The 26,572-nt window shown below is 33.8% G+C and carries 25 protein-coding genes, 5 tRNA genes, 1 other RNA gene, 2 riboswitches and 1 other annotated feature; of the genes, 3 read left to right on the top strand and 28 right to left on the bottom strand.

What is annotated here, in order from left to right; all coding sequences use genetic code 11:
- Positions 1 to 405 precede the first annotated feature (405 nt).
- The 17 genes from I4N53_RS06440 to I4N53_RS06360 all read right to left on the bottom strand — a co-directional run bounded on the left by I4N53_RS06440 (position 406) and on the right by I4N53_RS06360 (position 13,206).
- Positions 406 to 669, bottom strand: a complete 264-nt coding sequence (locus I4N53_RS06440; protein WP_012994222.1) for a DUF1657 domain-containing protein — start codon at positions 667 to 669, stop codon at positions 406 to 408.
- Positions 670 to 750: 81 nt separating this feature from the next.
- A complete protein-coding gene (locus I4N53_RS06435; protein WP_012994221.1) occupies positions 751 to 1,023 on the bottom strand; it encodes a pro-sigmaK processing inhibitor BofA family protein in 273 nt (90 codons plus the stop codon).
- A gap of 55 nt (positions 1,024 to 1,078) precedes the next feature.
- A complete protein-coding gene (locus I4N53_RS06430; RefSeq protein WP_012994220.1) occupies positions 1,079 to 1,351 on the bottom strand; it encodes a DUF2508 family protein in 273 nt (90 codons plus the stop codon).
- Positions 1,352 to 1,400: 49 nt separating this feature from the next.
- A complete protein-coding gene (locus tag I4N53_RS06425) occupies positions 1,401 to 2,573 on the bottom strand; it encodes an HD-GYP domain-containing protein (protein WP_028992416.1) in 1,173 nt (390 codons plus the stop codon).
- Between the two features lie 54 nt (positions 2,574 to 2,627).
- Positions 2,628 to 3,014, bottom strand: coding sequence for a fluoride efflux transporter CrcB (gene crcB / locus I4N53_RS06420; protein WP_214495872.1), 387 nt, complete (start codon positions 3,012 to 3,014; stop codon positions 2,628 to 2,630).
- A complete protein-coding gene (gene crcB, locus I4N53_RS06415; protein ID WP_214495871.1) occupies positions 3,011 to 3,412 on the bottom strand; it encodes a fluoride efflux transporter CrcB in 402 nt (133 codons plus the stop codon). The genes crcB (I4N53_RS06420) and crcB (I4N53_RS06415) overlap by 4 nt, the downstream gene beginning before the upstream one ends.
- Before the next feature lie 58 nt (positions 3,413 to 3,470).
- Positions 3,471 to 3,530, bottom strand: a riboswitch (Fluoride riboswitch).
- Between the two features lie 47 nt (positions 3,531 to 3,577).
- Positions 3,578 to 4,177 (bottom strand): recombination mediator RecR, encoded by a 600-nt coding sequence (gene recR, locus I4N53_RS06410; protein WP_214495870.1) that lies wholly within the window; start codon positions 4,175 to 4,177, stop codon positions 3,578 to 3,580.
- Positions 4,178 to 4,186: 9 nt separating this feature from the next.
- On the bottom strand, positions 4,187 to 4,522 hold the full coding sequence (locus I4N53_RS06405) for a YbaB/EbfC family nucleoid-associated protein (RefSeq protein ID WP_012994215.1): 336 nt from the start codon (positions 4,520 to 4,522) through the stop codon (positions 4,187 to 4,189).
- Positions 4,523 to 4,588: 66 nt separating this feature from the next.
- Positions 4,589 to 6,139 carry a DNA polymerase III subunit gamma/tau gene (gene dnaX, locus I4N53_RS06400; protein WP_214495869.1) on the bottom strand — a complete coding sequence of 517 codons (1,551 nt, stop codon included), beginning with the start codon at positions 6,137 to 6,139 and terminating at the stop codon, positions 4,589 to 4,591.
- A 58-nt stretch (positions 6,140 to 6,197) separates the two neighbouring features.
- Positions 6,198 to 8,093 carry an HD domain-containing phosphohydrolase gene (locus I4N53_RS06395; protein WP_214495868.1) on the bottom strand — a complete coding sequence of 632 codons (1,896 nt, stop codon included), beginning with the start codon at positions 8,091 to 8,093 and terminating at the stop codon, positions 6,198 to 6,200.
- A gap of 252 nt (positions 8,094 to 8,345) precedes the next feature.
- Positions 8,346 to 8,612: signal recognition particle sRNA large type (gene ffs / locus I4N53_RS06390), an RNA gene on the bottom strand.
- A gap of 142 nt (positions 8,613 to 8,754) precedes the next feature.
- A tRNA-Ser gene (locus I4N53_RS06385) sits at positions 8,755 to 8,849 on the bottom strand.
- Between the two features lie 12 nt (positions 8,850 to 8,861).
- Positions 8,862 to 8,952, bottom strand: a tRNA-Ser gene (locus tag I4N53_RS06380).
- 4 nt (positions 8,953 to 8,956) lie between these two features.
- Positions 8,957 to 9,403 (bottom strand): tRNA adenosine(34) deaminase TadA, encoded by a 447-nt coding sequence (tadA, locus tag I4N53_RS06375; protein WP_013149559.1) that lies wholly within the window; start codon positions 9,401 to 9,403, stop codon positions 8,957 to 8,959.
- Between the two features lie 187 nt (positions 9,404 to 9,590).
- Positions 9,591 to 9,995 carry a YmaF family protein gene (locus I4N53_RS06370; protein ID WP_012994211.1) on the bottom strand — a complete coding sequence of 135 codons (405 nt, stop codon included), beginning with the start codon at positions 9,993 to 9,995 and terminating at the stop codon, positions 9,591 to 9,593.
- 336 nt (positions 9,996 to 10,331) lie between these two features.
- Positions 10,332 to 10,408, bottom strand: a tRNA-Arg gene (locus I4N53_RS06365).
- Positions 10,409 to 10,476: 68 nt separating this feature from the next.
- A complete protein-coding gene (locus tag I4N53_RS06360) occupies positions 10,477 to 13,206 on the bottom strand; it encodes a UPF0182 family protein (protein ID WP_214495867.1) in 2,730 nt (909 codons plus the stop codon).
- 217 nt (positions 13,207 to 13,423) lie between these two features.
- On the opposite strand from I4N53_RS06360, the gene I4N53_RS06355 reads away from it, so the two are divergent.
- A complete protein-coding gene (locus I4N53_RS06355) occupies positions 13,424 to 14,644 on the top strand; it encodes an LCP family protein (RefSeq protein ID WP_028992427.1) in 1,221 nt (406 codons plus the stop codon).
- Between the two features lie 26 nt (positions 14,645 to 14,670).
- Here the strand turns inward: I4N53_RS06355 and I4N53_RS06350 are convergent.
- The 4 genes from I4N53_RS06350 to lepB all read right to left on the bottom strand — a co-directional run bounded on the left by I4N53_RS06350 (position 14,671) and on the right by lepB (position 17,011).
- Positions 14,671 to 14,764 (bottom strand) — tRNA-Ser (locus I4N53_RS06350).
- A 32-nt stretch (positions 14,765 to 14,796) separates the two neighbouring features.
- Positions 14,797 to 14,886: transfer RNA gene (locus I4N53_RS06345), tRNA-Ser, on the bottom strand.
- A 53-nt stretch (positions 14,887 to 14,939) separates the two neighbouring features.
- Entirely contained in the window at positions 14,940 to 16,211 is a 1,272-nt protein-coding gene (serS, locus tag I4N53_RS06340; RefSeq protein WP_013149512.1) for a serine--tRNA ligase, read from the bottom strand.
- A 35-nt stretch (positions 16,212 to 16,246) separates the two neighbouring features.
- Positions 16,247 to 16,437, bottom strand: a binding site (T-box leader).
- Between the two features lie 43 nt (positions 16,438 to 16,480).
- Entirely contained in the window at positions 16,481 to 17,011 is a 531-nt protein-coding gene (gene lepB / locus I4N53_RS06335) for a signal peptidase I (protein WP_012994207.1), read from the bottom strand.
- Between the two features lie 137 nt (positions 17,012 to 17,148).
- Between lepB and I4N53_RS06330 the strand changes: the two genes are divergently transcribed.
- Both I4N53_RS06330 and ytvI read left to right on the top strand, forming a co-directional pair.
- Positions 17,149 to 17,319 carry a hypothetical protein gene (locus I4N53_RS06330; RefSeq protein WP_013149511.1) on the top strand — a complete coding sequence of 57 codons (171 nt, stop codon included), beginning with the start codon at positions 17,149 to 17,151 and terminating at the stop codon, positions 17,317 to 17,319.
- Between the two features lie 84 nt (positions 17,320 to 17,403).
- On the top strand, positions 17,404 to 18,465 hold the full coding sequence (ytvI, locus tag I4N53_RS06325) for a sporulation integral membrane protein YtvI (protein WP_214495866.1): 1,062 nt from the start codon (positions 17,404 to 17,406) through the stop codon (positions 18,463 to 18,465).
- Between the two features lie 18 nt (positions 18,466 to 18,483).
- Here ytvI and ribE read toward each other — a convergent pair whose 3' ends face one another.
- From ribE to leuB, 7 genes are all read right to left on the bottom strand, one after another.
- On the bottom strand, positions 18,484 to 18,948 hold the full coding sequence (gene ribE / locus I4N53_RS06320; protein WP_214495865.1) for a 6,7-dimethyl-8-ribityllumazine synthase: 465 nt from the start codon (positions 18,946 to 18,948) through the stop codon (positions 18,484 to 18,486).
- Positions 18,949 to 19,025: 77 nt separating this feature from the next.
- Positions 19,026 to 20,216 (bottom strand): bifunctional 3,4-dihydroxy-2-butanone-4-phosphate synthase/GTP cyclohydrolase II, encoded by a 1,191-nt coding sequence (locus I4N53_RS06315; protein ID WP_013149509.1) that lies wholly within the window; start codon positions 20,214 to 20,216, stop codon positions 19,026 to 19,028.
- 37 nt (positions 20,217 to 20,253) lie between these two features.
- Positions 20,254 to 20,877 carry a riboflavin synthase gene (locus tag I4N53_RS06310; protein WP_009052038.1) on the bottom strand — a complete coding sequence of 208 codons (624 nt, stop codon included), beginning with the start codon at positions 20,875 to 20,877 and terminating at the stop codon, positions 20,254 to 20,256.
- A 10-nt stretch (positions 20,878 to 20,887) separates the two neighbouring features.
- Positions 20,888 to 21,970: a bifunctional diaminohydroxyphosphoribosylaminopyrimidine deaminase/5-amino-6-(5-phosphoribosylamino)uracil reductase RibD gene (ribD, locus tag I4N53_RS06305; protein WP_214495864.1), complete on the bottom strand. Its 1,083-nt coding sequence runs from the start codon at positions 21,968 to 21,970 to the stop codon at positions 20,888 to 20,890.
- 85 nt (positions 21,971 to 22,055) lie between these two features.
- Positions 22,056 to 22,170, bottom strand: a riboswitch (FMN riboswitch).
- Positions 22,168 to 23,832 (bottom strand): biosynthetic-type acetolactate synthase large subunit, encoded by a 1,665-nt coding sequence (ilvB, locus tag I4N53_RS06300; RefSeq protein ID WP_013149507.1) that lies wholly within the window; start codon positions 23,830 to 23,832, stop codon positions 22,168 to 22,170. (Overlaps the previous riboswitch by 3 nt.)
- A complete protein-coding gene (gene ilvD, locus I4N53_RS06295) occupies positions 23,829 to 25,508 on the bottom strand; it encodes a dihydroxy-acid dehydratase (RefSeq protein ID WP_013149506.1) in 1,680 nt (559 codons plus the stop codon). The genes ilvB and ilvD overlap by 4 nt, the downstream gene beginning before the upstream one ends.
- Positions 25,505 to 26,572: a 3-isopropylmalate dehydrogenase gene (leuB, locus tag I4N53_RS06290; RefSeq protein WP_012994198.1), complete on the bottom strand. Its 1,068-nt coding sequence runs from the start codon at positions 26,570 to 26,572 to the stop codon at positions 25,505 to 25,507. Before leuB ends, ilvD begins: the two co-directional genes overlap by 4 nt.

Raw genomic sequence — 26,572 nt, 5'->3', positions numbered from 1 at the left:
TTAGGCACGCCGCCAGCGTTCGTCCTGAGCCAGGATCAAACTCTCAGCTTCATTCCCTTACCTCTTCTACTTCTCCTCTTCTGCCTCACTGTTCATTTTTCAAGGTCCCTCTACCTGCTTCATCGCAGCCCCTCTATATTATCAAATATATCTCCTCTTGTCAAGCCTTATATCATGGAAATTTGTAACTAACAGATTGAATTTCTAAACAATAAATCGCTCTTGCGTGTATATACTATATCACAAATATATATCAATAACAACACTTAAAAATATTCATTAAACCCAAATAACAGCTATTTAATTGAATATATCTTATTATTGCATCATAATCCTCATTTTTATGAGTTTAAATCGGTGTAAACATTGTAGTAAAATAGAGCGGAGGCACAAGGCCTCCAAAAACTATTTTTTATTAGTAAGAACATTTTGTTGATTCTGCTGAGTTGCTTGTTGAGTAGCTTGAGACTGTTGATTAAGTTTGTTATGGTTATTTATATAATTTAACCTATTAGTGAGCATAGTAACATGTCTTTGCATATCTTGTTGCATCTGTTGGAACATTTGTTTTGCAGCAGGGTCCTCTGTGGAGCTTGCAAACTGCGCATAAGTTCCAAGGGCAGCTTGGGCTGTTGCAATAGCCTTTTCCATATCACTTTTGACAGTCATAAAAATCCTCCTTTTATTTGTTTTTCATAAATTATTATTTCAAAAAGGAGGATTTTTAAACTGTTTATTTTTGTATCAGCTTCAAGCAATATACTGAAGAATTATCAAAAGAATTATCCCAGGAATACCTAAAAAACCTGCAACAAGAGCAGTAACAGGATTTATAGCTATATATAATCCAATGGATTTTCCTAACAAATTTATAATTAACAAAATCAATCCACCAATAATTCCATTTATTATAATTTTTAACAAAAATTTTTTTGGCACAACTAATAGCCAACCTAAAAAGTAAAGGAGAAATAAGCCTATTAGATAAGCAATAATTATATTGTATTCAATGCTTATGTTCATATAAAAACCCCCTAAGAGTTCATACTGTTATATTTATACTTAGGGGAAGGACAATTTATGATAAAAGAGAGCTAAAATTATCAAAATTTATTCCCTCTTCTCTTGCTCTTTTTAACAAATATATGTACTTTCTCTTTAAACTCTCTAACCGATATATAGCATAATCTACTAAATCAGGGTCTGTAACATTTTGAAAATAAATTTCTGCATCTTTCAATTCTTTTATCGTTTGCTTTACTTCATTTACTAATTGATAGTTCTCGCTATTATAGTCATATATATTTTTTGTTACCGCTATTTCTTTTAAATAATCAAAAAGCATTCCCATAATATACCTCCTCAACCGTATTATTTCCTTAAATACGGTTGAGTATACATCAACACACTACTTCTTTTAAAATTTCTAAAGATTTTCTACTTACTTTGTTATTTTTTACTGATCTTGCAATAATATCTATAGCCTGTTTAGGTTCAAGACCTTTTCTATACGGCCTGTCTTCTGTCAATGCTTGATACATATCACATACTGCTATATGCCTATCAATCTCTCCAATTTCGTCGCCTTTTAATCCCTCAGGATATCCACTTCCATCTAATTTTTCGTGATGATTTGCAGCCCATTCGGCTATATCATCTATTCCTCCTATTTCTTTGAGTATTTTTTTAGTATAATAGGTATGAGATTTTATAACCATAAATTCTTCCTCAGTAAGCTTGTCCGGTTTGTCAAGAATAAAATTAGGTACAGCTAGCTTTCCAAGGTCATGGAGCAAACCTGCAATTTTTATTTTCCTTCTTGTTTCTTCATCATAGCCTATCACTTTAGCCATGTGATATGCTAAATCTGAAATACCTTTTGAGTGGTTATATGTAAATCTGCTTCTATTATCAATAATTTGCGCAAAAACCTCTGCTATATCTTCTAATTCATCAATTTCTATTGAAATCGTATCTTTAGGTTCAATTGTTTTTAATATACTTTTTATATCAAAATATTTATAATCAAGCCAAAATTTTTCTTGCCTTGTAAGCTCAAATAAAGCATTTGCAACCAAAGGATTGAACATTTTACCAGAACTATTTTTTATAAATTCTTTGATATTATTCCGAATATTATACTCCCTTTCTTTTCCAATCAATGATGTGTATCGTATATCCAATTGATCAGCTATAAAAATGATTTGGGCTCCTAACGGAATAGCATCTCCTTTCAGTTTAAAATATCCACTGCCATCGTAATTTTCGTGATGATATCTTATAATCTCTGAAAAATGTTTTCCAAAGGGAAGCTTCTTTACAACTTCACTGCCTCTCACGCTGTGTTTCCACCATTCATCCGTGTTAAAGTCTTCATATACATCTCCTTTTCCTATATCATGCAAAAAGGCAGAATAATATATTTTTTTTATATCTTCTTCATTTAAATTCAACATTTTTGCAATCCTTAAAGATATATAAGCCACTCTTCTTGCATGTCCCATGTTTTTATACTCTTGAACATCAAGAGCCAAGGATATGGCAGACAGGAGATCGTTATAATTTAAATTCACATTTTATTCCTCCTAACTGATATTTATTTTCTACTGATATCTATTATACACCAATCAAATTAAATTTCCCACACAATTTCCGATATAATATCCCACCACTCCTCCTATTAGCCCAAATACAATTGTTAAGGCCATATACTTAAAGGCTTGACAATATTTTTTGTTTTTAATTAAATCTATTGTCTCATGAGAAAAAGTTGAATATGTTGTAAAAGCACCTAGGAATCCTGTTGTTAAAAAAAGTTTAACATCATCGTCTAAATTTACATTTATTTTAGGACTTGATAAAAAATTTAATAAAAACGAACCTAATACATTTATAATGAAAGTTTCGATTGGAATAATTATCTGTCGCTTTTCTTTTATATGCCGTGATATTTCATATCTCAATATTGCTCCAAAAAATCCTCCAATTCCAACATACAATGTACTTTTAATCATTCCTTTTCCCTCTCCTCAAGAAACTCAAATATTTTGTCAGCAAATTCAAATCCTAAATAGGACATTAAAAGTCCTCCTATTATTGATAAAATCACATAATTTAAAGCAATATAAATTTCCCTCGCCTTTAATAAATTTATTGTTTCCATGCTAAAAGTAGAAAATGTCGTAAAAGCTCCAATAAATCCTGTTGTTATCGCTAACCTCAAATTAGTATTTATCTTGTATTTATCCATAGTAAAATTTGTGATAAAACTTAATAAAAACGAACCTAAAATATTTATCATAAAAGTTTCAATGGGAAACACCGTATGATGCATTTTTGTAAAGTAAATTGTTATTAAGTATCTGAGTACTGCTCCAAAAAATCCTCCAACCCCCATATAAATGTATTCCATGAAAATCTCCCTTTCTATTTACATTTTTAGACAATAAAAAACTCCTATTAGGCCTGTCATCCTAATAGGAGCCATTAGCGTTTCCGCATTTACGGCGAGCTCCATCGCCTTCTCAAATTTGTCATAATTTATTATAATAAACTACAAAGAAAAATGCAATACCCTTTACAATTCCCTTCTACCTTCTAAAGCCCTTGAAAGAGTCACAACATCAGTGTATTCAAGGTCACCGCCTACTGGCACTCCATGGGCAATTCTTGTAACCTTTACTCCTAATGACTTGAGTAGCTTAGCAATGTACATTGCAGTTGCTTCTCCTTCTATATCGGGATTTGTAGCAAGTATTACTTCTTTTACATTCCCATTTTTCACTCTGTCTAAAAGTTCTTTAATTTTTATATCTTCAGGTCCTATACCTTCTATCGGGGAAATAACACCATGAAGTACATGATACACTCCTTTATATTCTCGTATTTTCTCCATTGCCACAACATCCATAGGATGAGAAACAACACATATAAGAGAATTATCTCTTTCTTCATCATTACATATGTTACATACCTCTGTGTCAGTTATGTTGTAACAAATTTTACAATACTTTATTTTTTCTTTAGCATCTATAATCGATTGAGATAAACTTTTTACCTCTTCTGTCGGCATGTTTATTATGAAAAAAGCAAGCCTTTGCGCTGTCTTAGGACCTATACCAGGCAACTTTGACAATTCTTCTATAAGTTTTGCTAAAGATGCCGAATAATAGCCCATTTTTTCACCTCAAAACAGTCCAGGAATATTTAATCCTCCAGTTATCTTTGCCATTTCAGAAGCGATCATTTCTTCTGCATTTCTCAAAGCTTGATTAACCGCAGCTAATACAAGATCTTCCAGCGTTTCAACATCTTCTTTGTCTACTACATCAGGGTTTATTTCAATACTTACAAGCTCTTTTCTGCCATTAGCAACTGCTTTTACCATTCCACCACCGGCAGTAGCTTCCACCGTTTTTTGTACTAATTGTTCTTGCATTTTTTTTATTTCTTCTTGCATTTGCTGGGCTTGTTTAATCATATTATTTATATTAAACCCGCCCGGAAATCCTCCTTTTGCCATAATAATTTAACCTCCTAAAATTTATTCTAAAAACATTTATATGCTTTTTTGAATTATTTGTGAAAATTATATTATCTCTATATCTTCGCCAAAAAACTCTTTAACTTGCTGAACCAATAATTCTTCTTCATTTTTCTTTAATTCAAACTTTAAATGGATTGATTTACCAACCAGTTTTTTTACTATTTCTTCAATAAAACTCTTGTTTTCCGCTTTGTTCAATTCCTCTTTAAATAAAGCATTCTCTTCAGGATATTCTACCACAATTGTACCATTTTTAAAATAAGGAGTTCCTTTTTCTATAAAAGCGTACAAAGCTATTCTTTCTTTTTTTATCGTCTCTTTTACTTCATTCCAAACTTTTTCTAGATCTATATCCTCTTGTTCTATTATTTGTGTTGTTTTTTCTTTTTTTGGTAAAGTATTTCTCTCCTTATTTTCATCTTCTTCTTTTTCTTCTTTTAAAAAAAATTGGCCTTTTGTTAATTTATCCTCTATTTGCTCCACCCTTGATAACAAGCTCAACATATCATAAGAAATCTCCGGTTTTATCAACCTCAAAATAGTTATTTCTAAAAGAGTTAACGGAGATATAGCATATTTAATTTCTCGTTGGAGATTTGTGAATTTTTCTAAAGCATTAGTCAAAAAAGCAGTGCCAAAGTTTTGCACTTTTTCTTTTATCGTTTCTGCATTGCTATACAAAATTTCTTTTAATTCTTCTCCTCCTGTTTTGTAAAGGACCATATCTCTTAGAATATAAGTTAAAGACTTTAAAAAATTTCCTAAGTCTATTCCATAAGATAAAATTTTATCTAACTGTTTCAAAGAAGCTGCTACATCTTTAGCGTTTATATAATCTAAAAGGGAAAATAGCATTTCATCATTAGCTACGCCTAACATTTCACATACATCTTCATAAGTTATAAAACCTTCTTTGTAAGATATGCATTGCTCCAGTAGACTTATCGCATCTCGCATAGAACCATTTCCATAAAGGGCAATAGTTTTAAGTCCTTTATCTTCGATTTTTATTCCACTGTCATTACAAATTCTATCAAGATTTTGAGCAATTAACCGTGTAGGTATTCTTTTAAAGTCAAACCTTTGACATCTTGACAAAATAGTATCAGGCAATTTATCTGGTTCAGTTGTAGCAAGAATAAAAATCACATGAGAAGGGGGTTCTTCTAATGTTTTTAAAAGAGCGTTAAAAGCCCCTGTAGAAAGCATATGCACTTCATCAATTATATATACTTTGTACTTTGTTTGAGAAGGAGCATAAATTACAGACTCTCTTAACTCTCTTACATCATTTACACTGTTATTAGAAGCAGCATCAATCTCTAAAACATCCATAGTAGTGTTGTTATTTATAGCGTGGCAAATATCACAAGAATTGCAAGGCTCTCCCTCTGTATTATTTAAGCAATTAACTGCCTTTGCAAAAATTTTGGCTATACTGGTTTTTCCTGTACCTCTTGTACCTGTAAAAAGATAAGCATGCCCTATCCTATTAAGCTTTATTTGATTTTTTAAAGTTTTTACAATATGCTCCTGCCCCACTACCTCTTTAAAGCTTTTAGGCCTGTACTTTCTATATAAAGACTGATACATACTTTAACACCTCATTATCTTCAATTGTAACAAAAAAAAAGATATATTTCTATATCTTTTAAGAAGCATTTGAAAAAACTTGATTTTTTATCTCTTCTAATCTGTGCTTTTCATTCATGTAAAGAGAAATAAAAGCATCTACTACTTCAGGGTGAAATTGCGTTCCTTTATATTTTAAAAGCTCATTTATCGCTTCTTCAACATTCATTCCCTTTCTGTAAGACCTATCTGAAGTCATGGCATCAAAAGCATCCGCCACGCCAAGAATTGCTGCTTCTATAGGAATTTCCTCTCCTTTTAACCCATAAGGATAACCTTTCCCATCATATCGCTCATGATGCTTTGAAACAGCCTCTAATATCTCTTCTGGTAGATCTATAGGCATCAAAATTTTTCTTGATATCTCTGGATGGCTTTTAATTACTTTATATTCTTCATCTGTAAGTTTTCCCGCCTTCAAAAGAATAGCATCCGAAGTACCTATCTTTCCTACATCATGCAATATCCCAGCAATTCTAAGTTGTTCTATTTTTTCTCTTGAAAGCCCTATATATTCCCCTATCAACGCCGCGTATTGAGATACTCTCATTGAATGCCCTTTGGTGTAAACATCTTTCGCTTCAACTGCATAAGCAAGAGCTTCTATCGTTTTTATAAATAATTTTTTGACCTCATCATAAAGCCTAGAATTCTCAATTGCAACAGAAACTGCACTCGCTATCGACCTCAACAAGCTCATGTTTTTTACTGTTTTAGTAGAGGTCCATACAGTTAATATTCCAATTGTCTCATTTCTTGAAACCAAAGGAACAATAACAGCTGAAAAGACTTCTTTAGCAGCAAAAATAGGAGCTAAATTTTTATCATGTGGAAATTCCTCAACCCTCTTTATTTTTATTTCTTTCAAATTTATTAAATCATTCATATCCTCTCGTGGCAATTCTATTTCATTTAAAATAGGATAGTTTCTAAGCTTTCCCCCTTTTATAAGCAATATAAATTTTTGAGACTTTTTATCATACTCTCTTATAGTACACAGCGGTGAATTGAGCATATTTGCTACTTTTTCCACGATCGCATTTAACACTTCCTTCATGTCACTTCCTGATGTCAAAAGCTTTCCTACATCGTTAATGGCTAATATTTCATTGTTTTTTTCAGCTATTTGCTGTTTAACATGATAAACCTCTGTAATATCCCGGGAAATTCCTTGTATTCCTACTACCTCTCCATCAGTTTTAAGCCTTTTCACATGAGTTTCTGTTATGACCAGTAAGCCTTCTTTACTTTTAAAATTAATCTCCGAAAAATTGATTTTCCCTGCCATCATCTCTTTTAACGTCTCTTTACTTTCTTCATCCACAATCTCCAAAAGGCTTTTCCCTATTAACTCTTGAGGTGTATAATTTAAATATCTTACAACTCTCGAATTTACAAATTCAATAATAAAATTTTTGTCTGTCAACCACAGAATATCCCGAATATTATCAACTAACAATCTATACTTTCTTTCAGAAACTTCTAGCTCGTGAGCTAAAGCTTCTAATTGTTCATACGAAGCCTCCAACTCCGCATTAAATTCTTGCAATTCTTTGTTTTGACGCATTAAATTTTCAGTTTGCTCTTTTAGTTTTATATAACTTTGCGACAACTCCGTTGCCACAGAATTTAGATTTTTCGATAATTCTGCAAATTCTTTTGAGTTGGTAATATTTAAGCGAAAATTAAAATCCCCATCTGCTATTTTTTTTACCCCTTCATTTAATTTTTCAAGGGGTCGAGACAATACTTTAGACAAAATAGCAGATAAACCCATCGAAATTAATAAAATTACACCCCCAATGAAAATTTTATTTTCAAATCCTGATAAAAAATGTACAATAGATAATGCATAAACAGTCATCGAAAAACCAAATAAAACAAAAAATAACTTTTTATTATAATTACTAATCATAAAATCCCCCGTCTTTCTTCTTTTATAGAAAACGACTTTTTATATTATTTCGGATAAAAGCCATAAAAAGTTAAATAGAAATTTTGAGAAGAATTTTGTAAAATATGTATCCTAGAAAAATTATTAAGGTAGATAAAAACCCATAAAAAAATAATACACTCATTCTGAATAACTTTATAAAAACTCAGAATAAGTGCATTTCAAGCATCGGCACTTTTAAAGTCTTTAAAATATATAGGCAAAAATAAAAGGCCGTACACCCAGCTTCGACCTGCCACCATAAGCGTTACATAAGCAGTTGGCTCCACTCAAGCGCCCCTGCGGCACACGGAAGTGCTTGCTTACCGCTGCTTCCTTCCGGACCTGACGGGGTTCACAAGTTTCCGTTGCGCAGGACTCAAGTATCAACGCCACTTACCTATGCCAGACCTTACAATGGTCAGGCCTCAGCCTGGGAATTCAACCCTGCTATAGCGGATTGCAGGTTACAGGGCACCGCTACCTCCCCATCTAGTACGGCCCGAGTATTCCATCTTCCACTTTTCACACACTACTTGGCAATGATTGTGTTGTTTCTGTTTTTTTACCTAGACTTGTATTCAAACTGTAATAGACCATCCAATATAACACAAGATTCTTACAAAATGAAAATCGATAAAAATGGCGGAGAGAGAGGGATTCGAACCCTCGGTACCCCTTTTAGGGGGTACACACGATTTCCAGTCGTGCACCTTCGACCAACTCGGTCATCTCTCCACGTCTATTTTATGGCGGAGAGAGCGAGATTCGAACTCGCGAGGCGAAAAATTCGCCCACTCGCTTTCGAGGCGAGCGCTTTCGACCACTCAGCCATCTCTCCGCACTTATTCTCTTAAAGTCTTAAAGAAATTTTCTAAAAGCATCTTGCATTCATCTTCCATTATGCCAAAATATACTTCTGTTTTACTTCCTAAATCAGGATTGTTTAAAAGGTTTATGACTGTACCAGCAGCACCAGATTTATCACTTTCTGTCCCAATATATACTCTTTTTATACGTGCTTCTAAAATAGCTCCTGCACACATTGGACAAGGCTCTAAGGTGACATACATGCTACAGTCATCCAATCTCCAGCTGCCAAGAGTTTTACAAGCTTCTTTTATTGCCATTATCTCAGCATGAGCTGTAGCATCATTTGTAGCCTCTTTTTGGTTAAATCCTCTTCCAATTATTTGATCATCTTTTACAATAACAGCTCCAACAGGTACTTCTCTAAGTTGGTAACTTTTATTCGCCTCTAAAATAGCAGCTTTCATGAATTTATTAATCATACCACCAACCTACGGCCTTTATTTGTATTCTGCATAAAGGTATTTTACCAGAGAATTATTGTAGTGTCAAGTGCCTCTAAAAAGCTAGGTCCGTGTCAAAAAACCGAATAACAGGCAGTTTACAATACAATTTTAGCCCGGACTTGAACCGGGCTTTTAATATGGTCATCTTAATATGATAAAATTATTAATAGTGCTCAAAATCAGAAATAGGATCTTCAATTAAGGTAGCAAAAATGAATTCATGATAGTGATCATCATCAACAGTAGTTTTTCCTTCAACAAAGTGCACATGCTTATTATCCCCAACATCAATAGCAGGACCAGTTATTACGCCTATCTCATGATGATGATCCTCATAGAAGTCAGTACTGACCAATATTGCATGAACATGACTATCACCATCTGGTATAACTTGGCTGGTGACACCTGCAAAGCGATGATTGTGTTGTTCTTCTTTTCCCTCTTTTCTTTTTTTGTCTTCTGCTGCTAATTTTGTACTACCTAAAAACTCATGGTTATGAGTTTGACCATCGTCTTTTTTATTATTGAAATCAAAATAATTTTTAATTTCCTCAATTGATAGTTCCATATAGCTCAGCCTCCAATAATAATTTTTTTGACCAATAATATTATATGCTTAAGTAAAAAGATAAGTGTATAAAATGAAAAGATATTATAGCGAGCATAGTTAATCAACTTATTAGCTAGTTGATTTATAAAATTTCTAATAATTACATCAATTCTAAACAAAAGTAAAGGGCAGGTATTCAGAAAATACCTACCCTTCAATATATTCTATTTAGTGAGACTAATTCATAAGATGGCCCTTGTAAAATCTCTAAAATTAAAATTTTTTTTTTGCTAGTTTGGTTGCACACCTTCTATGATATCGAGACAATGCATACCATCAACTTCGTCTAAATTCTGGTGCGCCCGGAGGGACTCGAACCCCCAGCCTTTTGATCCGTAGTCAAACGCTCTATCCAATTGAGCTACGGGCGCTTAAGCTATAATATATAATAACACATTTTAATTTTAATTGCAATGTAACTTGCTTTATTTCCCTTACATTATTTTTTTACACTTTCATTTAATTCATTTAATATCTGCTTTAATTCATCCATGTATTTCCCAAAATCAGTCCAATTTCCATTCTTAACTGCTTCCATAGCGTTTTGATATGTTTCATGAGCCTTCTCTATAAGCTGCTTTTGTGTATCATTTGCTGTATTCGAAGGTACAGTTTGCTGAGATATTTGCTGAGCATTCAGGTTAAATAATTTATTCAAAGCATTTTTTAGAGTATCTTCCATTACAATCTGGTCTTTATAAGCTACTATCACTCTCTTTACTTCTGGCAACGCATTCTGATTTTGAGATTGTATATACAAAGGCTCTACATAAAGCATAGAATCATCAATTGGTATCGAAAGGAGATTTCCTCTATTGACTGTTGAGCCTTGTTGGTTCCACAAACTTAATTCTTTAGAAATATTAGGGTCTTGGTCAATCATGTTTTCTATTTGCAAAGGTCCATAAATAATGGTATTTTTAGGAAATTTATATACAATAAGTTTACCATAATTTTTTCCGTCCATTCTTGCTGCCATCCAAGCCACCATATTAGCTTTTGTGGCAGGAGTATAAGGTATCATTAAAATGTATTCCTCTTTAGTTTCTCCTGGCAGCTTCATTATCATATATTGAGATTCTTGATACTCTATTTTATCTTCAAATTTTTCTTTTGCAATATCCCATGCATCTTCTTTATTGTAAAACACTTGTGGGTCAGTCATATGATAATTTTTATAAACCTCTGCTTGAATGTCAAATAGAAATTGAGGATATCTTATATGTTGTTTCAAACCATAAGGCATTTCTTTTATATCTCTAAATAGTGTAGGGAAGATTTTGCTATATACTTTTACTAAAGGATCATTATTGTCTGAAATATAGTACTTAACATCCCCATTATAAGCATCTATAACTACCTTCACAGAATTTCTTATATAATTGATTCCCACACTTCCATAAGGCTGAGAATACGGATAATTAGTAGAATATGTGTAAGCGTCTATTATCCAATATAGTTTACCATTATCTATTACAATGTAAGGGTCATCGTCATAGAGCAAAAAAGGAGCTATTTTAGAAACCCTTTGCTCTATATTGCGATATATGAGTATCTTACTGTCTTTTGTTATATCAGCAGACAATAAAATTCTTGCATCCCCTGTATATATGCTAAAAAGAATTCTATTTATAAATGTCATAGGTATACCTGTAGTTCCTTTATAATTTGTCTGGACATTTTTGTCTCCAGAAGGATAATCAAATTCTCCAGTTTTCGTATTTACAATAGCATAATTGTTAGTAAGTTCTCCAAAATAAATTTCAGGCCTATCAATTTTTATATCAGTATTGGTAGAAGGTGGTACGTTTTTTATTATCATAGCCGGTTGGCCTGTTGGGGTAACATCATTGACTAGAGACATTACTACACCGTAGCCATGGGTATATTTTAAATGCAAATTTATCCATGTTTTTGCTTGAGGAGATAAACTCTCATGGTCCATCTCTCTTGCTGCTAAAAATACTTGCCTGTACTTTCCATTTATTGTATACCTATCTATATCAATGTCATTAAACTTGTAATAAAGTCTTATCGCTTGTAATTGATTATACGCCTGTTTAACTGGTCTATAGTCGTTAATCATTATATTATCAATAGTAGCCTTATTTTCTTCCAAAACTTTAGGAGTTAACTCTTTTTTCATATCATAATTTTTTTCTGTTACTCTATCTAACCCAAAAGCCTTTTTTGTGTATTCTATGTTATAGTTTATATATTTTTTTTCTTTGTCCAACTCATTAGGAGAAACAATTAAATTCTGAACGGCTGTTTCAGTGAGCACCATTATGGCTGCTAAAATTATTATAATAGCTGGAGCAGCAACTATATATTTTATATTTTTCCTATAAAATCCTACCAAAAGCAAAATTGCTGCTACAAAAGAAACTATTGCAAGTGCCCTGTAAAACTGCAGTGAAACGTGAATATCAGTATAAGTCGCTCCAAAAACTATACCTTTTGTAGAATACAAAAGTTTAAAAGTTTTTAAATAATACCCTATGCCCATGAGTACAAAAAAGATAAATCCTAAAAGTACAAGTTCTTTAAATGCTTTTATTAAAATGTCTTTGTTATAAATGGCTTTAAATAAATTTCCGTCTCTATCTGAAATTTCATAAAACCTTGTTTTGTCAGACAAGTATATTAGTCCATATGCAATTATTATGACAACTATCATCACAGGTATAAACACAATTAATAGATTATAAATATCATATAAAAGCGGTAACTTAAACATATAGAAGCTAATATCTTTATGAAATATAGGGTCAGTTTCATTAAAATTTACAGAATTTACAAAAAACAATAAATCATTCCACCAATTTGTTGCTGCATATAGTGTTATAAATAGTGCAGTTAATAAAGAAACAACAATACCCACTCTTCTATATATGTTAACATTCTTTTTAACGATTATATCCTGTGCAAAGTTAACATAATCTCTTATTATTTTGTCTGCATAAAAGTACAACACCATAAATACAAGAATGAAAATCGGCACACCCATTGTAAACTGAGTCAAAAATTTTTTAAAAAATACATCAAGATAATGCAAATCAGAAAACCATTGAAAATCTACGATGAAGTTTACCAAACTTACAATAATTCCTAAAATCGCAAAAATTAAAATGATCAAAGAAATTAAAAAGATATTAGGTTTTTTCAAACTTAGCACCCCTTTTTTTATAGCTTTTCTTTTTATTAATTATATCATAACCTTGACATGTATCTTTAAATAAAGAAAGTTAAATAAAGAAAGAAGAATAAAGTTAATAAATATTTAATAACTTGTAACATTCTATTAATTGACTTTTAATTTCTAAAATGCTATATATTCATTATATAAACAAAATATTGGTATGATAGTTATAGGAGGAAAAACCATGAAAAAAACATTGAAAATAATAATTTTTATTGTGATAGGTATCATCCTCTCCGTTGGTGTGGGAACTTATATATTTTATAAAAATATTCACGGCCTTGCTTCTCATGAAAAAGATACTTCTGCTGTCAACAAAAATAAATCTCAAAATAACAAAATAGAAAATATAAAAAGAAAAAATATTCTTTTTGTGGGCAGTGATGAAAATAATTTATCAGATACTATTTTAATAATAAATTATGACCCTTTAAATAAAAAAATAAATATATTATCAATTCCAAGAGATACATATTATCCAAGACCTGGATTTAACGCCCCAGAAGAGAAAAAAATAAATGCTGCATTTTCTGAAGAAAAAATAGATGGGTTAAAAAATGCAGTAGAAAATTTACTAAATATCAAAATTGATAATTATGTAATTTTAAATTATGAAGGTTTTAAAAAAATAATAGATACAATTGGAGGAGTAGAAGTTGATGTACCTTTTAACATGAAATACGATGACAATAGTGCAAATCCCCCTCTTCATATAGATTTAAAAAAAGGCAGACAAGTATTAGATGGAGAAAAGGCAATCCAGTTTATAAGATATAGACATGGTTATGTAGACGGTGACCTTGGAAGAATAAAGGCACAGCATCAATTTCTCGAAGCTTTATTGAAAAAAATACTGCAACCTTCAATATTACCAAAAGTGCCTTCTTTAGCAATAACAATAAGTCAATATTTGAAAACAGACTTATCTGCTTCTGAAATAACTCAATATGCTTATCAATTCATTAAAGATAAGCCTTCAACTATAGATGCAATTGCGCTTCCTGGAGAAGGGGGATATGAGGGCAATACCAGTTATTTCTTTGTAGATAGTATAAAAACTCAAGAAATAGTAAAAGAACTTTTCATCGATGAGGTCTCAAACTCAAATATTTCAACTACGTCTTCACTTGAAAATAAAAACATAAAAATAGAAATTTTAAACGGTGCAGGAATACCGGGACTTGCCACGAAATACGCTGAAATTCTAAAAAACGAAGGCTTCAATGTTGTGAAAATTGGAAATGTAGTCGGTATGACTTTCAATTCTTCTCGCGTATACGCAAGGACAGATGAAGAAAAAGCTAAAAAAGTTGCAAAAGCACTTTTTATAACTAATGTAGAAAAAGATATATCACCTGATGTAAAAGTAGATGTGACAGTAATACTTGGAAAAGACAAAAAATAATAAAATAGAGCAACCACATAATAAAATGGCGGAGAAGGAGGGACTCGAACCCTCGCGCCGGGTTATCCCCGACCTACAGTCTTAGCAGGACCGCCCCTTCACCATCTTGGGTACTTCTCCACACTGGTTGCTCATAAAAAATATTAATTTTATGGCGGAGAGGGTGGGATTCGAACCCACGGCCCCTTCTCGGGGTCACTGGTTTTCAAGACCAGCTCCTTAAACCACTCGGACACCTCTCCCTGCTGGGACGATATAAAGTATATCATACACCAGCAGTATTGTCAATATACATTTATTTCTTTATAATATCTACTCTCATGTAAGGTCTTAAAACTTCTGGTATGACAACTGAACCATCTTCTTGCTGATAATTTTCTAATATTGCAGCAAAGGTCCTTCCTACAGCGACGCCAGACCCATTTAAGGTGTGAACATATTGTGCTTTGCTTCCATCTTTAGGTCTGTACTTTATATTAGCTCTTCTAGCTTGAAAATCTTCACAATTGCTACAAGAGGAAACTTCTACATATCTTCCATAGCTTGGCATCCACACTTCTATGTCATATTTTTTTGAAGCAGTAAAGCCTAAATCACCTGTGCATATGGCCACCACTCTATAAGGAAGTCCCAACAGTTGTAAAACCTCTTCCGCATCTTTAGTCATTTTTTCTAATTCTTCATAGGATTTGTCTGGTTCTGTAAATTTGACAAGTTCAACTTTGTTGAATTGGTGCTGCCTTATAAGTCCTCTTGTATCTCTTCCCGCGGAACCTGCTTCTTGTCTGAAACATGCGCTATAAGCACAATGATATATTGGAAGCTTGTCACCATCTATTATTGTATCTCTGTACATATTGGTTACAGGTACTTCTGCCGTGGGTATCAAAAAATAATCAGTACCGTAAACCTTGAAAGCATCTTCTTCAAATTTAGGAAGTTGTCCTGTGCCAAGCATACTCCTTCTATGTACTATAAATGGAGGAAACACCTCAGTATACCCATGTTTTTCAACGTGTAAGTCCAGCATGAAATTTATAAGTGCCCTTTCTAAACGAGCCCCAAGACCTTTGTAAAAAGTGAACCTTGAGCCTGTTACTCTCGCTGCAGCTTCAAAGTCTAAAATATCCAGTTCTTCTCCTATTTCCCAATGAGATTTTGGTTCAAAGTCAAATTTTCTCGGTTCACCCCATCTTCTTACTTCAACATTATCTTCATCGCTATCCCCTATTGGCACACTTTCATGAGGTATATTAGGGATTGTCCACAAAATTCCCTCCAATTGTTCTTCTACCTCTTTTACTTCTTGCTCCATTTCTTTTATTTTGCTGGACAATTCTTTCATTTCAGCTATCAAGTCGCTGACATCTTTTCCTTCTCTTTTAAGTTTTGCAATATTATCTGATTCTACATTTCGCCTATTTTTTAATGCTTCTAATTCTACTAACATCTGTCTTCTTCTTTCATCTAGTTTTAAAAATTTATCTATATCCGCCTTGTCCTTTTTAAGCTCAATAGCCCTCTTAATAGCTTCAGGATTGCCTCTTATTCTTTTTACATCTATCATACAAACAACCTCCTTTAAAAGTAATTCCCGTCCCACAAAGGGACGGGAATGCCGTGTTGCCACCCTCTTTTGGCTTAAATAAGCCCTCCACATGATTTAACGGTCGCCCGAAGGTCATTACACCTTAGCTCCGGGATGGAATTCATAAGTAAAACTTACTGGTTCGCACCCACCACCAGCTCTCTTAAAAGTTTATACTTACTACTCGTCCCTTCATTGCCGACATATTTTTTTAATATTATACTACTTTATCAAACTACTTTCAATAGCTATTTTCCAGACATAGAACCAACTCTATTAGGAGGCCATATCCTAAAGACTATTTTGCCCAAAATTTGATCTTTAGATACGTACTTATGCTGCCAAAATCTGCTATCCATAGATTCATTTCTATTATCTCCCAACATAAAGTAATGACCAGGCGGAACAACATATGGGCCAAAATTTCCCTTCATTGGTTCTTTTATATAAGGCTCCTTCACCACCTCGCCATTTCTTATTAATACTCCATTTTTTATTTCAATTACATCTCCACCTATTCCTATCACTCTTTTTACAAAGTTAACCTTTGGGTTGTCAGGAAAGCGGAATACTACAATGTCTCCTCGCTTTACAGGTTCAAATTTGTATATAAACTTGTTTACAATGAATTTATCATTTAACTGAATAGTATCTAGCATTGAACCTGTGGGTACATCTACCAATTCGAAAACATACGTTCTTATAAACAGAGCAATCAAGAAAGCGAGAGCTATAGTAAATATCCAGCTTAATATTTCTTTTTGTACGTTTTTGTCCATATTTTCTCTCCTCACTTAAAAGTACAGTGATATTATAACATAAACTTCAAACAAATTCTAATTTTTTTATTTCGTATGTATAATTCTCTAATATATGTCAATAATTAAATTAAAGCACATATTGGGAGAGATGTAAAATGAGAGAAATAGAATATCTTTTAGATTTGGCGGAAATAAAAGATACAGAGTACAAAAACTTGCTAGCATTACTTTCCTTAATAGATTTGTTGGTAGAAAAAGGAATCATAACGCGACATGAACTTGCTCAAAAGTCAAAAGAAATAGCAAAAATAAAAACCGCCCTTTAAAAATCCGTTTCGGCGGATTTTTTATTTTTACAATAGACTTTCATTGATTCTCATATTATAATAAAGTGAAAGGAGGTTAATAGGGTGAACAATTATTTAAAATACAGCGATATAATTAAAAAAATAATACTTATTGTTTCCGTTTTTATTATATTTTATTTGGTCATATTTAAAATTATTCCTTTTTTGATGCCGTTTGTAATGGCTTTGATTTTCGCTGTAATAATTGATCCTGGAGTAAATTTCTTGGAAAAGAAATTAAAGGTGCCAAGAGGATTAGCATCCTTTATTTTACTTTTGATATTAATAGGTGTGATAGGATCACTTATTGCAATAATAGTAACACAACTTATATATGAACTAAGTTCTCTTGCAGAAATAAGCACAAATTACGCAAATACTATTAATGATGCAATTTTAAATCTTGTTGACAGAATAAGGACCTATTACATATCATTGCCTCCAAATATTACCTCCCTTATTGAAAGCAACATGCATTCTATTTTAAATTATATATCTTTATTTGCAAAGAATCTTGCTACATGGCTTTTGAATTTTGCAACAAAATTGCCTAATTTTTTCTTTATGACTTTGATAACACTCGTTGCTACTTTTTTTATAAGCAAAGATAAACAGCTTATACTAGATTTTATAAAAAGGCAGATTCCATCTCATTGGGCACAGCATGCAAAAAATATTCAGGTAGACCTTTTAAAGACATTTTTCGGTTATCTGCGAGCAGTAGCAACAATAATGCTTATAACCTTTTTGGAAGTCTCCATAGGCCTTGCAATGATAGGTTTTGACTATCCATTTCTATTGGGTCTTCTTGTAACCATTGTAGATGCATTGCCCGTACTTGGTTCTGGTGCTGTCATGGTACCATGGGCGCTTTATAACATCATAATGAAAAACTACATGGTAGGGATATATCTTTTAATACTGTACGGCTTGGTGGTAGTTGTAAGACAGATGATAGAGCCTAAGATTGTAGGTCAGAGTATCGGACTTCATCCTCTTGTTACGCTTTTATCTATGTTTATAGGTGCAAAACTTTTCGGTGCTTTAGGGCTTGTAATAGGGCCTGTATTTGTAGTAGTATTTAAAGCTCTTCAAAAAGCAGAAATTATTCCTCCTTGGAAATAAAATAAGGGCATTTTGCCCTTATTTTATTTCATCTATTAGATTTGCCATCTCTATTGCGGTAACGGCTGCCTCAAAACCTTTATTGCCACCTTTTGTTCCCGCCCTTACAATAGCTTGCTCAATTGTATCTGTGGTAAGAACACCAAATATAACTGGAACTTCTGTATCAAGAGATATTTTTGCAATACCTTTTGATACCTCATTTGCAACATAATCAAAATGGGGTGTCTCTCCTCTTATTACTGCTCCAAGTGCAATTACTGCATCATATCTTTTAGATTCAGCCATCTTTTTAGCTATAAGCGGTATTTCAAATGCTCCAGGTACCCACGCAATTTCAATGTTTTCATTTAAAGCACCATGCCTTTTTAGGGCATCAAGTGCCCCTTCGAGAAGTTTGTTCGTTATGAATTCATTGAATCTGCTTACTACAATTCCAAATTTCTTTCCTTCTGCTATAAGTTTTCCTTCATATATTTTCATAAACTATACACTCTCCTTATTAATATTCTTTCATTATATACTTAATAATTACATTTAATTCATTTTTTTGTAGCATTTTACACTTCCAAAATTAGATGTCCCATTTTTTCCTTTTTTGTCTTGAGGTATTTTTCATTATAATGATTTGGACAAATTTCTATAGAAACCCTTTCTACAACATCAAGGCCATAGTCTGATAATTCCGTAATTTTTTGCGGATTATTTGTCATAATCCTTATCTTTTTAACTCCTATATCTTTCAAAATCTGTGCAGCTATATTGTACTCTCTTAAATCGGGTGGAAAACCAAGCTTAATATTCGCTTCAACAGTATCAAGCCCTTGATCTTGCAGATGATACGCTTTAATCTTGTTTAAAAGTCCTATGCCCCTTCCTTCCTGCCTCAGATAAACTAGTACTCCTCCTTCCTGTCCTATTCTTTCCATTGCCGCATGAAGCTGGTCACCACAGTCACATCTTAGCGACCCTAATATATCCCCTGTAAGACATTCAGAATGTATCCTTACAAGTACAGGTTCTTTATTTACATCTCCTTTAATCAGAGCTACATGCTGTTTTCCTGTTAATATTTCTTCATATCCAACAATTTCAAAATTTCCATACTTCGTTGGAAGTTTCGCCTGTGCTACCCTTCTCACAAGTATTTCATTTTTCATTCTGTACTTTATCAAATCTTCAATAGATATGATTCTTAATCCAAATTTTTTTGCAAACTCTAAAAGGTCAGGCAACCTTGCCATATTTCCATCGTCTTTTATGATTTCGCATATTACTCCAGCGGGTTTGAGTCCTGCAAGAACTGCAAGGTCTACAGCCGCTTCTGTATGCCCTGCCCTTACTAATACACCACCATCTTTGGCTCTTAAAGGAAAGATATGTCCTGGCTTTGTAAAATCTTCCGGCTTTGAATTATCGTCTACTAATTTCTTCACTGTCAGCGCTCTTTCAAATGCAGAAATACCAGTGGTACATTCTTTATAATCTACAGATACAGTAAAAGCAGTTTCTTTATGGTCAGTATTATTCTCAACCATCTGGTAAATGCCAAGCTCATTAAGTCTCTTTTCTGTCATCGGAACACATACAAGACCCCGTCCATATTTTATCATAAAATTAATGTGTTCTCCTGTAACTTTTTCTGCTGCCATAACTAAGTCGCCTTCATTTTCCCTATTTTCATCATCTACCACAATAATCATTTTCCCTTGCTTTATATCTTCTATTGCATCTTCTATCCTATCAAACATTGGTCTTTCCTCCTTAACTTAGAAAAGCCATCAACATCTATATAAATCCATTTTCTTTTAATAAATCTTTTATATCCTTTTTCCCTATTAGTTTTTCTACATACTTAGAAAGTATATCAACTTCGATATTTACACTATCTCCTACCCCTTTATAACCCAATGTGGTCTTAAGCATTGTATGTGGAATAACTGAAACAGTAAAATAATCATATCCATCCTCAACAACCGTTAAACTTATACCATCAACCGCAATACTTCCCTTACGGGCAATGTATTTTGTAAATTTCTCATTGATAGCTATTTTAAATATAAAAGCATTTTTTTCCTGCCTTTTCTCTATGATTTTTCCAACGCAATCTATATGGCCAGTTACAATATGCCCGCCCATTCTCCTTCCAACTTGAAGTGCTCTTTCAAGATTGACAATGCTTCCAGTTTTCAGATCTTTTAAATTACTTGCCCTCATGGTTTCAGGCATAACATCAGCCGCAAAACTTTCGTCTGATATATTAGTAACAGTTAAACATACACCGTTAACTGCTATGCTATCACCTATTTTTGTTTCCTCAAGGACTTTGCTACATTTTATAACAATTTTTGTAAAAGTACCATGTGTAATATTCTTAACAGTTCCTGTTTCTTCTATAATTCCAGTAAACATACGCCATAACCTACTTTCTTACATATGCTGTTATTAGTATATCATCATCTATTCTATCAATCTCCACATCTTTTAATTCTATTGAATTTCCTATATCCGAAAAACCTATACCTTCTACAGGTGTTAAAGCATTTTTTCCTCCTATTATTCTAGGTGATATAAAAAACATAACTTTATCAACAATTCCCTCTTTAAATGCAGACCAATTTAATGTCCCACCGCCTTCAATCAATACACTATCAATTCCCCTCTCTCCAAGTTTTACCATTAGCTCTTTTAAAGGTACTTTTCCATTGTCATTCTTTAATATAATAACTTCAATATCCATGTCTTCAAGCTTCTTTCTCACATTGTTTGGCATAAGTTCTGTTGTAGCAATTATCGGTTTTGCCGTTTTGTCTCTTATTACATTTGAGTCAAGTGGAATTCTACCTCTACTATCCACAATAATCCTTACAGGATTTTTATACCCCTCCAACCTTGTTGTAAGCATTGGGTTATCCTTAATTACTGTATTTACCCCAACCATAATAGCGGATACCCGTCCTCTTATTTTATGAGCAAATTTTCTTGATTTCCTATTTGTAATCCATTTAGAATTTCCATTATAACAAGCAATCTTACCATCAATACTCATAGCAGATTTTAATATCACAAAGGGAAATTTTGTCGTAATATATTTAACAAATATTTCGTTGAGTTTCCTCGCTTCTTTCTCCATCATCCCCACATGTACTTCTATTCCCGCCTCTTTTAACCTTTTTATACCGTTCCCGCTAACCTTAGGATTTGGGTCTTCCATCGCTATATACACTCTCTTAATGCCAGATTTAATTATTTCTTCAACACAAGGAGGCGTTTTGCCATAATGGCTGCAAGGTTCAAGTGTTACAAACATAGTAGAACCTTCAACATTTTCAACTGCATTTTTTAATGCATTTACTTCAGCATGTGGCCCTCCAAAATATTCATGATAACCCTCACCTATTATTTTTCCATTTTTAACTATTACAGCACCCACAAGTGGATTAGGATTTGTGTATCCCCATCCTTTTTTAGCCAGTGTTAAAGCCCTTTTCATATATTCTTCCAATTTAATCCCTCCTATACTAAAAAATCCTGAAGGTTAAACCTTCAGGGTTAAAAAAACCCCCAGAGAACATATTCCCTGGGGAATATTTCTCCTTCTCCCATCCAGACTTTAACTGTCGGCCTCGGAATTTCACCGAGTCTGCCAAAAGGCTCGCGGGCTATACCGCCGGTACGGAATTTCACCGATCCCTGAAGGTTTTATCCAATTGTATTTTCAACAGTTCCACCTGCGGGGATAAATGGAAGCACCATTTCGTCTTTGTCTATAATACATTCTATCATAAAAGGTCTTTTTTGACTATAGGCTTTTTTAAAAGCTTTTTCAAATTCCTCTTTTGTTGTCACTCTTATTCCTTCTACTCCAAAATCATTGGCAAGATTTGCAAAGTTTAAATTTGCATTTAAATCTGTCTGCGAAAATCTTTTATTGTACAAAAGATTTTGCCATTGTCTTACCATACCTAAAGTCCGGTTGTTGAGTAATACCGTTATAACCGGAATATTGTATACTGCAGCTGTCTCCAAAGCATGTATATTCATTCTTAAACTTCCATCACCTGCAATGTTCACAACCCTTTTGTCTGGCTTTCCCACCTGTGCACCTATTGCAGCAGGAAGCCCAAAGCCCATTGTCCCGAGTCCTCCTGAGGTAACAAAAGTCCTCGGCTGCTTAAATTTATAATACTGCGCAGCCCACATTTGATTTTGTCCCACTTCCGTGGCTATTATAAGGTCATCGTTTGAAAGCTGTTGAATTTTTTCTACTATCCACTGAGGCCTTAAAACTTCATCGTTTTTATACTTTAATCCGTGCTTTTCTCTCAAGAAAGAAATTTCCTCTAACCATTCCTTTCTTTCAATGAATGAAAGTTTATTCATTAAGAGTCTTAAAACTTCTTTTACTTTACCTATAATTGCTACATCTACTTCTACATTTTTCCCTAATTCTGCAGGGTCAATATCAATATGGATTATTTTAGCATTTGGTGCAAGTCCTCCTGCTTTGCCAGCAACTCTGTCGCTAAATCTCGTCCCTATCGCTATCACAAGGTCTGATTTATACACAGCCAAATTCGCAAATCTGCTTCCATGCATACCAATAAGACCTAATGACAAAGGATGGTCTTCTGGAAAAGCTCCCAATCCCATCAAAGAAGTAGCAACAGGTATATTGGTCTTCTCGGCAAATTCTACGAGTTCGTTTGATGCTTCTCCCCAAATCACTCCTCCTCCTGCAAAGATTACAGGTTTTTTACTTTGTAAAATAAGCTCTATAGCTTTGTCTAATTCTTTTTGCGAAACTACTCCATTGATATCGTTTTTTATATCAATACTATCTCCTATTCCCTTTACATATTCTATATCGGCGTTTTGTATATCTTTTGGAATATCTACTAATACAGGACCTGGTCTTCCACTCTTAGCAATTGCAAATGCCTGTCTTATAGTATCTGTTAATTTATCAGGAGACTTTACAATAAAGTTGTGTTTAGTTATAGGCATTGTAATACCTGTTATATCTACTTCTTGAAAAGCATCCTTTCCTATAAGATTTGTAGGCACCTGTCCTGTTATCGCCACAACAGGTACAGAATCCATATAAGCGTTGGCTATACCCGTAACAAGATTGGTAGAACCAGGGCCAGAGGTAGCAAAACAAACCCCTACTCTTCCAGTAACTCTTGCATAGCCATCTGCCATATGTGCCGCCATCTGTTCGTGTGTTGCTAATATGTGTCTTAAATCAGAATCATACAGTGCATCATAGATAGGGATAACTGCTCCTCCAGGTATGCCAAATATGGTATCAATACCTACTTCTTTTAAAACTTCTATTACAACTTGTGCACCTTTTAATATCACAAGGCTCCCCCCTTAAAAACTGCTCCTTTACTTGCAGAAGTTACCTGTTTAGCATATCTTGCCATATAACCAGTTTTAATCTTCGGCTCAGGTCTCACCCATTTTTTTAGTCTTTCTTTTATTTCCTCCTCACTTAACTTGACATTAATTTTTCTTGCTGGTATGTCTATTTCAATTATGTCTCCATCCTGAAGTATAGCTATTTCTCCTCCTTCCATAGCTTCCGGAGAGACGTGTCCTATGGAAGCTCCTCTTGTTGCACCTGAAAATCTACCGTCTGTTATAAGTGCCACATCTTTGTCAAGTCCCATACCTGCAAGGGCTGAAGTAGGACTTAACATTTCTCTCATTCCCGGTCCACCTTTTGGTCCTTCATATCTTATTACAACTACATCGCCTTTTTGTATTTTTCCTCCATATATTGCTTTAATAGCTTCTTCTTCAGAATCAAATACTTTTGCTGGTCCTTCGTGTCTTAGCATCTCCTCTGCTACTGCAGATGCTTTTACAACAGCTCCCTCTTTTGCAATGTTACCGTACATTATCACAAGGCCTCCAGTACTGCTGTAAGGATTGTCTATTGGCCTTATCACATCATGATTTAAAATTTTCGCGTCTTTTATATTCTCTCCCAATGTCTTTCCCGTAACTGTTAACACTTCAGCATTTATAAGGTTAGCTTTCGTCAGTTCTTTTAAAACAGCCGATACTCCCCCTGCAAAATACAAGTCCTCTATGTGGTATTTTCCCGCTGGGCTTAACTTACATAAATTGGGTACTCTCCCGCTTATATCGTTTATTTCATCAAGAGATATTTCTACCCCTGCCTCATGGGCTATAGCCTTTAAATGCAAAATTGTATTTGTGGAACCGCCTAAAGCCATGTCTAAACTAAAAGCGTTTATGAATGCCTCTTTTGTGAGTATATCGGAAGGCTTAATTCCTCTCTCTACAAGCTCCATGATTTTCATTCCAGCTTGCTTTGCAAGTCTTATTCTTTCAGAATAAACAGCCGGAATCGTACCATTTCCTGGAAGCCCCATTCCTAAAGCTTCTGTCAAGCAATTCATAGTGTTTGCAGTAAACATTCCCGAACAGGAACCGCAAGTAGGACAGGCGTTAAGTTCTATTTTATAAAGGTCTTCATCCGAGATTTTCCCAATTTTATGGGCTCCTACAGCTTCAAAAACGCTGCTTAAATCGCACACATCACCATTACACTTTCCTGCAAGCATTGGGCCTCCGCTTACAACTATTGCAGGAATATTTAGGCGTGCTGCTGCCATAAGCATTCCCGGTACTATTTTGTCGCAATTAGGTATAAGCACAAGCCCGTCAAAACCGTGAGCTGTAGCCATGATTTCTATACTATCTGCTATAAGCTCTCTACTTCCCAGTGAATATTTCATACCTTTATGGTTCATGGCAATGCCATCACAAACACCAATAGTGGAAAACTCTATAGGAGTTCCTCCAGCCATTCTGATGCCTGCTTTTACAGCTTCAGCTATTTTGTCAAGGTGAATATGTCCTGGTATAATTTCGTTTTTCGAATTTGCAACTCCTATAATAGGCCTTTTTATCTCTTCATAAGTCAAGCCTAAAGCATATAAAAGTGACCTATGTGGTGCCTTTTCGACTCCCTTTTTTATGCTTTCGCTTATCAATATCCTCACCCCTTTATATACTCCACCACTTTATCTCCCATCTCCTGAGTATTTAAAATTATTCCTTCTCCCAAATCAAAAGTCCTATAACCTGCCTCTAAAACTTTATTTACTGCATCCTTTATGTCATTAGCAGCATCAAGTAGATTAAAAGAATATTCCAGCATCATAGCAACTGACAGTATTGTAGCTAAAGGATTTGCTTTTTTTGTTCCAGCAATATCTGGAGCAGAACCGTGTATAGGTTCATAAAGTCCTACTTTATCTTCTCTTAAACTAGCGGAAGGAAGTACTCCTATAGAACCTACAATTTGTGCAGCCTCGTCACTTAATATATCGCCAAACATATTGGAAGTGAGAATTACATCAAATTGAGAAGGATTTTTAACGAGTTGCATTGCGCAATTATCTACATACATATGATTTAATTCAACCTCAGGATATCTCTTACTTACCTCGTCTACTGTTTTTCTCCACAATCTTGAAGAATCCAAAATGTTTGCTTTGTCTACAGAAGTGACTTTTTTCTTTCTCTTTAAAGCCGCTTCAAAGGCAATGACCGCTATCCTTTCTATTTCTGAGGTTTGGTACACTTCTGTATCATAAGCCTTAAAACCATAATCTATAGTAACTGTTCCTCTCGGTCCAAAATAAATTCCACCAGTAAGTTCTCTTACCACAAGAATATCCAAACCCTCTTTTAATAGTTCATTCTTTAAAGGTGAAGCTTCTTTTAAAGGAGGATAAAGAACAGCAGGCCTTAGATTTGCATAAACCCCTAGGCTTTTTCTTAAAGCTAGAAGCCCTGCTTCTGGCCTTTTATCTCCCTCAAGGTTATCCCATTTGGGGCCTCCCACTGCTCCCAAAAGTACAGCATCACTGGAAAGACACGCATTTTTTGTCTCTTCCGGATATGGAACACCGTATTTGTCTATAGCTTCTCCCCCAAAGTGATATTTTTTTACATCAAATTTCAGTTTATATTTTTTTTCTATAGCAGATAAAACTTTTAATCCTTCTTCTATAACTTCAGGTCCAATTCCATCTCCAGGCAGTACTGCAATTTTAAACAA

It is taken from the genome of Thermoanaerobacter sp. CM-CNRG TB177 (assembly GCF_018588165.1).
Taxonomy (GTDB): Bacteria; Bacillota; Thermoanaerobacteria; order Thermoanaerobacterales; family Thermoanaerobacteraceae; genus Thermoanaerobacter; species Thermoanaerobacter thermocopriae.
The sequence above is the reverse complement of the archived record's forward strand: the minus strand, read 5'-3'. Positions and strand labels throughout refer to the sequence as shown.

What these genes read in the sequence shown, in the direction of transcription:
- ribE (WP_214495865.1), bottom strand. Translation starts at nt 18,948, where the DNA reads ATGAAAATATATGAAGGAAAACTTATAGCAGAAGGAAAGAAATTTGGA.
- I4N53_RS06370 (WP_012994211.1), bottom strand. Translation starts at nt 9,995, where the DNA reads ATGGAACTATCAATTGAGGAAATTAAAAATTATTTTGATTTCAATAAT.
- I4N53_RS06310 (WP_009052038.1), bottom strand. Translation starts at nt 20,877, where the DNA reads ATGTTTACTGGAATTATAGAAGAAACAGGAACTGTTAAGAATATTACA.
- lepB (WP_012994207.1), bottom strand. Translation starts at nt 17,011, where the DNA reads ATGGACAAAAACGTACAAAAAGAAATATTAAGCTGGATATTTACTATA.
- crcB (WP_214495872.1), bottom strand. Translation starts at nt 3,014, where the DNA reads ATGATTAAAAGTACATTGTATGTTGGAATTGGAGGATTTTTTGGAGCA.
- I4N53_RS06440 (WP_012994222.1), bottom strand. Translation starts at nt 669, where the DNA reads ATGACTGTCAAAAGTGATATGGAAAAGGCTATTGCAACAGCCCAAGCT.
- I4N53_RS06405 (WP_012994215.1), bottom strand. Translation starts at nt 4,522, where the DNA reads ATGGCAAAAGGAGGATTTCCGGGCGGGTTTAATATAAATAATATGATT.
- recR (WP_214495870.1), bottom strand. Translation starts at nt 4,177, where the DNA reads ATGGGCTATTATTCGGCATCTTTAGCAAAACTTATAGAAGAATTGTCA.
- I4N53_RS06430 (WP_012994220.1), bottom strand. Translation starts at nt 1,351, where the DNA reads ATGGGAATGCTTTTTGATTATTTAAAAGAAATAGCGGTAACAAAAAAT.
- dnaX (WP_214495869.1), bottom strand. Translation starts at nt 6,139, where the DNA reads ATGTATCAGTCTTTATATAGAAAGTACAGGCCTAAAAGCTTTAAAGAG.
- I4N53_RS06355 (WP_028992427.1), top strand. Translation starts at nt 13,424, where the DNA reads ATGAAAAAAACATTGAAAATAATAATTTTTATTGTGATAGGTATCATC.
- crcB (WP_214495871.1), bottom strand. Translation starts at nt 3,412, where the DNA reads ATGGAATACATTTATATGGGGGTTGGAGGATTTTTTGGAGCAGTACTC.
- tadA (WP_013149559.1), bottom strand. Translation starts at nt 9,403, where the DNA reads ATGATTAATAAATTCATGAAAGCTGCTATTTTAGAGGCGAATAAAAGT.
- I4N53_RS06435 (WP_012994221.1), bottom strand. Translation starts at nt 1,023, where the DNA reads ATGAACATAAGCATTGAATACAATATAATTATTGCTTATCTAATAGGC.
- I4N53_RS06330 (WP_013149511.1), top strand. Translation starts at nt 17,149, where the DNA reads ATGAGAGAAATAGAATATCTTTTAGATTTGGCGGAAATAAAAGATACA.
- serS (WP_013149512.1), bottom strand. Translation starts at nt 16,211, where the DNA reads ATGATAGATGTAAAAAGAATAAGAGGCAATCCTGAAGCTATTAAGAGG.
- I4N53_RS06315 (WP_013149509.1), bottom strand. Translation starts at nt 20,216, where the DNA reads ATGTTTGATAGGATAGAAGATGCAATAGAAGATATAAAGCAAGGGAAA.
- I4N53_RS06395 (WP_214495868.1), bottom strand. Translation starts at nt 8,093, where the DNA reads ATGATTAGTAATTATAATAAAAAGTTATTTTTTGTTTTATTTGGTTTT.